The sequence below is a fragment of the Mycobacterium sp. TH-M82 genome (genome assembly GCF_057473605.1).
On sequence record NZ_JBYCKY010000029.1, the window covers coordinates 1 to 6,916 of the forward strand.

4 protein-coding genes are annotated in these 6,916 nt (G+C 70.4%); 2 read left to right on the forward strand and 2 right to left on the reverse strand.

All coding sequences use genetic code 11. The annotated features are described in order from the left end of the window. Positions 1-68: 68 nt before the first annotated feature. Positions 69-800, reverse strand: coding sequence for a thioesterase II family protein (locus AC2VON_RS01000; RefSeq protein WP_486951277.1), 732 nt, complete (start codon positions 798-800; stop codon positions 69-71). Between the two features lie 79 nt (positions 801-879). After that, entirely contained in the window at positions 880-1,446 is a 567-nt protein-coding gene (locus tag AC2VON_RS01005) for a GNAT family N-acetyltransferase (protein WP_486951278.1), read from the reverse strand. Between the two features lie 70 nt (positions 1,447-1,516). Between AC2VON_RS01005 and AC2VON_RS01010 the strand changes: the two genes are divergently transcribed. Together AC2VON_RS01010 and AC2VON_RS01015 are read left to right on the forward strand one after the other, a co-directional pair. After that, on the forward strand, positions 1,517-6,562 hold the full coding sequence (locus AC2VON_RS01010; protein WP_486951279.1) for an amino acid adenylation domain-containing protein: 5,046 nt from the start codon (positions 1,517-1,519) through the stop codon (positions 6,560-6,562). Then, on the forward strand, positions 6,559-6,916 hold a 358-nt coding region (locus AC2VON_RS01015; RefSeq protein WP_486951280.1), incomplete at its 3' end, for a condensation domain-containing protein. The genes AC2VON_RS01010 and AC2VON_RS01015, both read left to right, overlap by 4 nt.

The following is a 6,916-nucleotide window of genomic DNA, read 5'->3' on the forward strand; positions in this document are numbered from 1 at the left end:
GGGCGCCTCGACGGCCATTCCGGCGATGACGACCGGATCGGCTGCTGGGGTTGCAGATTCGACGTCACTCACGCCAACAACTCTGACACCGCGTCGATGTGGCCGTTGAGGTAGAAGTGCCCGCCGTCGAACAGCGTGACGTCGAGGGCCTCGGTGTGCTTGCCCCACCCGTACAGATCACCCAGTGTGACGTACGGGTCGCGGTCGCCGCCCATCGCGTGCACCGGTGCGGCCACCTGGGCGTCGTCGGCGCAGTCGTAGCCGTCGAAGGCCCGGTAGTCGGCCTTGAGCACCGGCAGTGCCAGCCGCATCAGCTCACGGTTGGTGAACACGTCGGTGTCGGTGCCTTCCATCCTCGCCAGTTGGTCGAGGATCTGTTCGTCGTCTTTCGGATGCGGCGGTTTGGCGGCGACGCGGCAGGGCGCGACCGCCGCGGAGACGTTGAGTTGGCGCACCTGCAGGCCGTTGGCTTCGGCGAGCCGCACGAACTCGAACGCGACCAGGGCGCCCATGCTGTGTCCGAAGGTGACGATCGGGACGCCGCGGTTCTGCTGAGACGCGGTGAATTCGTCGAACGCCCCCGCCGCGATCGCCGGCAGCGTGAGCAGCGGAGCTTCGGCCGCCCGGTCCTGGCGGCCCGGGTACTGAAAGACCACCACGTCGAACGTGCTGCTGAGCACCTTGGCGAAGTCGCGGTAGGCCGACGCCCCCGATCCGGCGTGCGGAAAGACCAGCAGCGGAAGGTGATCGGGCGCACTCGCACCATGGAACTGCCTCATCCAGCCCAAGCTGCGCGGCACGGGGCACCACCTCTCGATTGCCCGGCTGCACCGGGCCCGGCCGACCCAGTAACTTAGCAAAGCCTAACATAACTTGTAGTCAGTGTTGCTCCCGGTCGCGGATCATCAAAGCGGCCCGCTTGTTCGGCAGGTCGACGACTGCGGCCCGGTGGAAGCCGGCTCGCTGCAGAATCCGGATTGCCCGCTCGTTGGCGATGTCGGGCTCGGTGACCACCCGGCCGGCCTTCGGGTCGGCATCCAGCAGCCAGCCGGTGATCGCTTCCATCAGGATTACGGCCAGCCCGTGGCCCCGGTAGGAGGCCGGCCCGAGCAGCCCGTGGACGCCGGTGTCGTGGTCACAGGCGGAGTAGTGCCGGGCGAGCGGATCGAGGTCGGCACGGTAGAGCTCCCAGTAGCTCATCGGGGTGCCGTCCAGGTCGCCCAAATAGGCGGTGCAGTGGGCACTGCGGTGCAGCCGCTGCAGGTAGGATGCGATCTGGTCCCGGGGCCACGGCATCTTCCAGAACCGGGCCACCTCGGGGTCGTTCATCCAGGAATGCACCAGCTCGAGGTCGCGGGCCGGATCGAGCCGGCGCAGCGCGAACTCCCCCCGAAATTCTGTATGGTCCAAGATGATACGACGTTGCCGCAGGTCCAGTGTGCTCACCGTTGCGCCTTCCGGCCGGGCGGGGGCCCACCCAACTCTCCAGCCTGTTAGCCTAGCCTATGCTAACGAGATGATGGACTCGGTAGGCGATCACCGTAGCGTGCAGGAACGCCGGCGGGAGCTGGTGCGCCGCCGCATCGCCGAAAGCGGCCTGGCGGCGGGTACCGGGGCTGCCGAGCTTGCGACGTTGCGGGCGGGCAAGCACTACCGGCTCTCGGCCGGCCAGCGCCGGATGTGGTTCCTGCAGACCATGGAGCCCGACGACAGCACGCTCAACATCTGCGTCGGCTATCGGCTCACCGGCGACCTCGACGAAGCACGGCTGCGCGGTGCGCTCGGCAACGTGGTGGAGCGCCACACCGTGCTGCGGACCACCTACCACACCGACGCCGACGGTGAGCCCTACCAGGTGTTCCGCGAGCACGCCGAGGTGTCCTGGGGCGAGCATGACATCTCCGGCCTGCCGGCGACCGAGCAGGCGCACCGGGTCGACGCCCTGGCGCGCAGCGAGTTCGGCAGACCCTTCGACCTCGCCGGGGAGCTGCCGCTGCGGGTGGCCGTGATCCGCACCGGCCCGCACGACGTCGTGCTGCTGCTCGTCGTGCACCACATCTGCTGGGACGACGACTGCTGGGCCGTGTTCTTCACCGAGCTCGACGCTGCCTACCGCGGCCAGCCGCCCAGCGATCGAGCGCCGCAGTACGTGGGCGTCTGCGGCGTGGACAACGCCGCCGAACCCGCCGAGCCCGAGGTCGAATACTGGCGAAACACCCTGCGGCCGTTGCCCGAACCGCCGGAGCTGCCGCGGGCGGCGGGCTTGCCGCCGGCCGACCCGTCCCGGCGGGTGCAACGTCGGAGCCGGACGGTGCCCGCCGAACTGCGCCGCCGGGTCGACGGCTTCGCCCGGGCGCGGTCTGCCACCGCGTTCATGGTGCTGCTGGCGGCGTTCGGCGCCCTGATCCGCCGCTACAGTGGGGCAGCGGATTTCCTGGTGGCCGTACCGGTGACAGCGCGCAGCGCGACGGCCCGCAACGCCATCGGCTACTTCGGCAACACCCTGCTGCTGCGCATCACCGCCGGGCCGCACGACACGTTCACCTGCCTGGTGGACCGGGTCCGGGACATCTGCCTGGACGGGTACGCCCACCAGTCCGTCGGCGTCGACCGCGTGGTCAGCGAGGTCAACCCGGTGCGCGCAGGCGGGCGCGACGGCCTGGACCACCTGGTCCGACTGGGTTTCAGCATGCGCAAGAGCGTCAGCGCACTGACGCTGGACGGCGTCATCGTGCGACAGCTCGACCTCGGCGCGGTCAGCGCGCGGGTTCCGCTCGCGCTGGCGATCGTCGACGATGCCGACGGTACGCTCGCCGAGTTCGAGTATCAGACCGACGCGCTGACCGGCATGCTCGTCGGCCGGATGGCGGCGCACTACCTCCAGCTGCTCGACAGTGCGCTCGGCGACCCCGAACGTCGCCTGCATGGGCTGGACATGCTCGGTGCCGACCAGCGGGCGGCGATCCTGGCGCAGTCGCACGGTGAGCTCGTCGCCACTGCGGCGACCACGATGGTGGCGATGCTCGAAGCGACCGCCGCCGCACCGGATGCGGTCGCGGTGGCCGCCGACGACGCGGAGCTGAGCTACGCCGAGCTGCACCGCCGCGCTAATCGGCTGGCGCGCTGGCTGATCGGCTCGGGGATCGGCACCGAGGACCTCGTCGGGCTGGCGATGAGCGCCTCGGTCGAGTTCGTCGTCGCGGCGCTGGCGGTGTGGAAGGCCGGCGCGGCCTACCTGCCGATCGACCCCGCCTACCCGGCCGACCGGATCGACTACCTCGTCTCGGACAGCGAGCCCCGCATCATCTTGGACCGAAACGAATTCGATGCTGCGGAGCGGGCGGCCGAGCAGCTCCCGGATGTCGCCGTCGCCGACGCCGACCGCATCCGCCCACTGCTCCCGGCGAACCTGGCCTACGTCATCTACACCTCCGGCTCCACCGGGCGGCCCAAGGGCGTGGCCGTCGCGCACGCCGCGATCGCCGAGCACCTGGCCGGTTTCCACGCCGAGTGGCCCATGAGCGCCGATGACCGGCTGTTGCAGGTCTCGCCGGTGAGCTTCGACGCGTCGCTGCCGGAGATGTTCCTGACGCTGTCGGTCGGCGCCCAGCTGGTGGTGCCCAAACGGGATGCGTTCGCAGATGTTGAATACCTGACCGACCTGGTCGAGCGCCGCGGCATCACCGTGATGCCTATGGTGCCTTCGCTGCTGGACACCCTGCTGGGGTTGCCGCCGGATCCGCGCTGGCGACGGTTGCGGCGCCTGCCGGTGGGCGGCGAGGCGCTGCCGGGGCGGGTGGCCGACGCGTGCGGCGGCCACTTCGACGCCCAGGTGCGCAACCACTACGGGCCGACCGAGGCGGTGGTCTGTGCGACACACCAGGTGGTGGACCGGCGCTACGGGACCGACGTGGTGCCGATCGGGGTACCCAACCGCAACGTCTACACCTACGTGCTGGACGCCGAGCTGCAGCCGGTGCCCACCGGGGTGGTGGGCGAGCTCTACCTGGGCGGTAGGCAGCTGGCGCGCGGCTACCAGGGCCGCCCCGGGTTGACCGCCGAACGGTTCGTCGCCGACCCGTTCAACCGAGGAATGCGGCTGTACCGGTCCGGCGATCTGGTGCGCCGCAATACCAGCGGGGAGCTAGAGTTCGTCGGCCGGGCCGACGGCCAGGTCAAGGTTCGCGGCTTCCGCATCGAGCTCGGCGAAGTCGAGGCGGTGCTGGCGTCGCATCCGGCGGTGCGGCAGTGCGCCGTCGCAGCCGTGCCAGCCGTCGCCGGCAACGGCGGGCTGGAGCCGGTGCTGACCGCATACCTGGTTCCGGCAGCCGGGTTGGCCGTCACCGACGTGCACACATATGCGGCGCGGCGGCTGCCGGACTACATGCTGCCCAGCGCATTCGCGGTCGTCCCGGAGATACCGCTGAGCGTGAGCGGCAAGCTGGACCGCTCCGCACTGCCGGCGGCGGCCGCGGTCGCCGAACGCGCCTACCGTGAGCCGGCGACGCCGACCGAGCGGCGGATCTGCTCGATCTACGCCCGGCTGTTCGACCGCGAGCGGGTCGGTGCCGAGGACTCGTTCTTTGCCATGGGCGGCCATTCGCTGCTGGCCGCCCGGCTGGTCGCGGCGCTGCGCGCCGAATTCGGTGTCGAACTGTCGGTGCGGGCGGTCTTCGACACTCCGACTCCCGGCGGGCTGGCCGCAAAGCTGGTGGAGAAGTTCCGTGCCGAGTTCGGCCTGGATCTGGACGGCTTGGAGTTCGACGACGGATTCGACGCCGCCTCGGACGCCGTGCGCGCCGCCGGGGACGCGGTGGGGCGTCCTGGCGTCGCCGCCGCCGTTCGCCCGCAACACATCCCGCTGTCGTACTCGCAACTGGCCGGATGGTTCCAGCACCGGATCGAGGGTGCCCGCGACGGCTTCAACCTGCCGTTCGCGCTGCGCATCAGTGGCCGACTGGATGCCGCAGTGCTCGCCGACGCACTCAACGACGTGGTGGCGCGCCACGACGTGCTGCGGACCAATTTCGGTGAACACCAAGGTGTTCCGTATCAGTTCGTGCATCCGCAACTGCACCTGGAGTTACCGGTCGAGCACGTCGGCGCGGATCGGGTCGACGCGGTGATCGCCGAGCTGCGCCGCCATGTCCTGACCCCGGAGTCCGGGCCGCTGATCCGGGCGAAGCTGCTGGCCGTCGACGCCGAGGTCCACGTGCTGTTCGCGATCGTGCATCACCTGGTCTGCGATCATGTTTCGCTGGGCATCGTCTTCGACGAGCTGATCGGCGCCTACCGGGCCCGGCTGGCCGGGCAGCCGCCGCAGTGGCCCGCGCCGCCGATCCAGTTCGCGGATTACGCGCTGTGGCAGCGCGACGCCTTCGACACCCCGGCCGGCTGGGGAAGCGACGAGGTGGCGTACTGGCGCGACGCGTTGGCCGGCCTGCCCGACGAGATCCACATCGGCGCGGATCACCAGCGCCGGCCGCTGGTCGGCAAGCGCGGCCGGGTGGTGCACTTCACGCTGCCGGCCACCCGGCGCGCGGCGCTGGTGCGGCTGGGTGAGTACAGCGGCGCCACCGAATTCATGGTGTATCAGGCCGCCGTCGCGGTGTTGCTGCACAGCCTCGGTGGTGGACTCGACATCGCGGTGGGCACCCCGGTCACATCCCGGGTAGAACCGGCGACGGCCAACGTCGTCGGCCTGCTCGCCAACGTGGTGGTGCTGCGCAACGACCTATCCGGCGACCCAACGCCGCGTATCATCCTCGCTCGCAGCCGCGACCTGGTGCTCGACGCGTTCGCCCACCAGGAAGCCCCGATCGAGCGGGTGGTGGAGGCGGTGCGGCCGGTGCGCTCTCAATTCCGGAATCCGCTCTACCAGAACATGATCCACTTCCGCGGTGCCGACTGGGCGGTGGCACCGCGTGACCTCACCGAAACCGGGGAGACCACCGTCGTAGCACTGCCGGTCGATTTCGACGTCTCACTGCTCGATCTGGACCTGGGCCTGACCGTGACGTCGGACGGGGCGCTCGAGGTGCGGGTGGTCGCCAACGCCGACCTGTACGAAACGCGGACGGTCCAGTTGATCGCCGAGGCGTTCGACGCCGTGCTGGCCGCGTTCGAACAGACACCGGACCGGCCGGTGTCGACGCTGCAGCTACTGCCGGCCGGCGTGTTGGCGACGCTGCTGGCCCCGCCCGCCGCCGCGGATCGGCCGCCGGTACCGGGTGGTTCGGCGCAGACCGAGCGGGTGCTGATCACCCTGCTGGAGCAGTTGCTCGACATCAGCGGCGTCGGCCGTGACGACAACTTCTTCGCCCTCGGCGGTGACAGCATCATCTGCCTCAAATGGTCGGCCCAGGCCAGCGAGGTCGGACTTGCCCTGACACCGGCGATGGTGTTCGAGCACCTGACGATCGGGGAGCTGGCCGCCGCTACCGACTCCGCGAACGCCGGCGAACCGGCAGCCCCGGACCGGGAGTACCCACCGATGAGCACATCGGGCCTCGGCGCCGACGAGTTGGCCCGGCTCGCCGCGGCCTGGGACGAGCGGGCGTGAGGGCGACCGCTGCCCAGATCGACGACGTTCTGGCGCTGAGCCCGCTGCAAGAGGGGCTGTTCGCCCTGCACAAACTGGCCGCCGGCGGCACCGACCCCTACAGCATGCAGTTCGTGGTCGACGTCGACGGCCCGGTCGACGTCGGGTTGCTGCGCCGCAGCGCCGAGGCCATGCTGGTGCGGCACCCGAACCTGCGGGCGGTGTTCTGGGACCGCGACGTGGCCAGGCCGGTGCAGATCGTGCCGTCCGAGGCGAGGCTGCCGTGGTCGGAACGGATCGCGGCGCCCACCGAATTCGACGCTATCTGCCGATCGGAGCGGCGCCGGCCGTTCGACCTGAGCCGCGGCCCGGCGC

Bases quoted from the DNA above. Each gene is read 5' to 3' on its own strand.
- AC2VON_RS01010 (WP_486951279.1), top strand. From the start codon at position 1,517: ATGATGGACTCGGTAGGCGATCACCGTAGCGTGCAGGAACGCCGGCGG.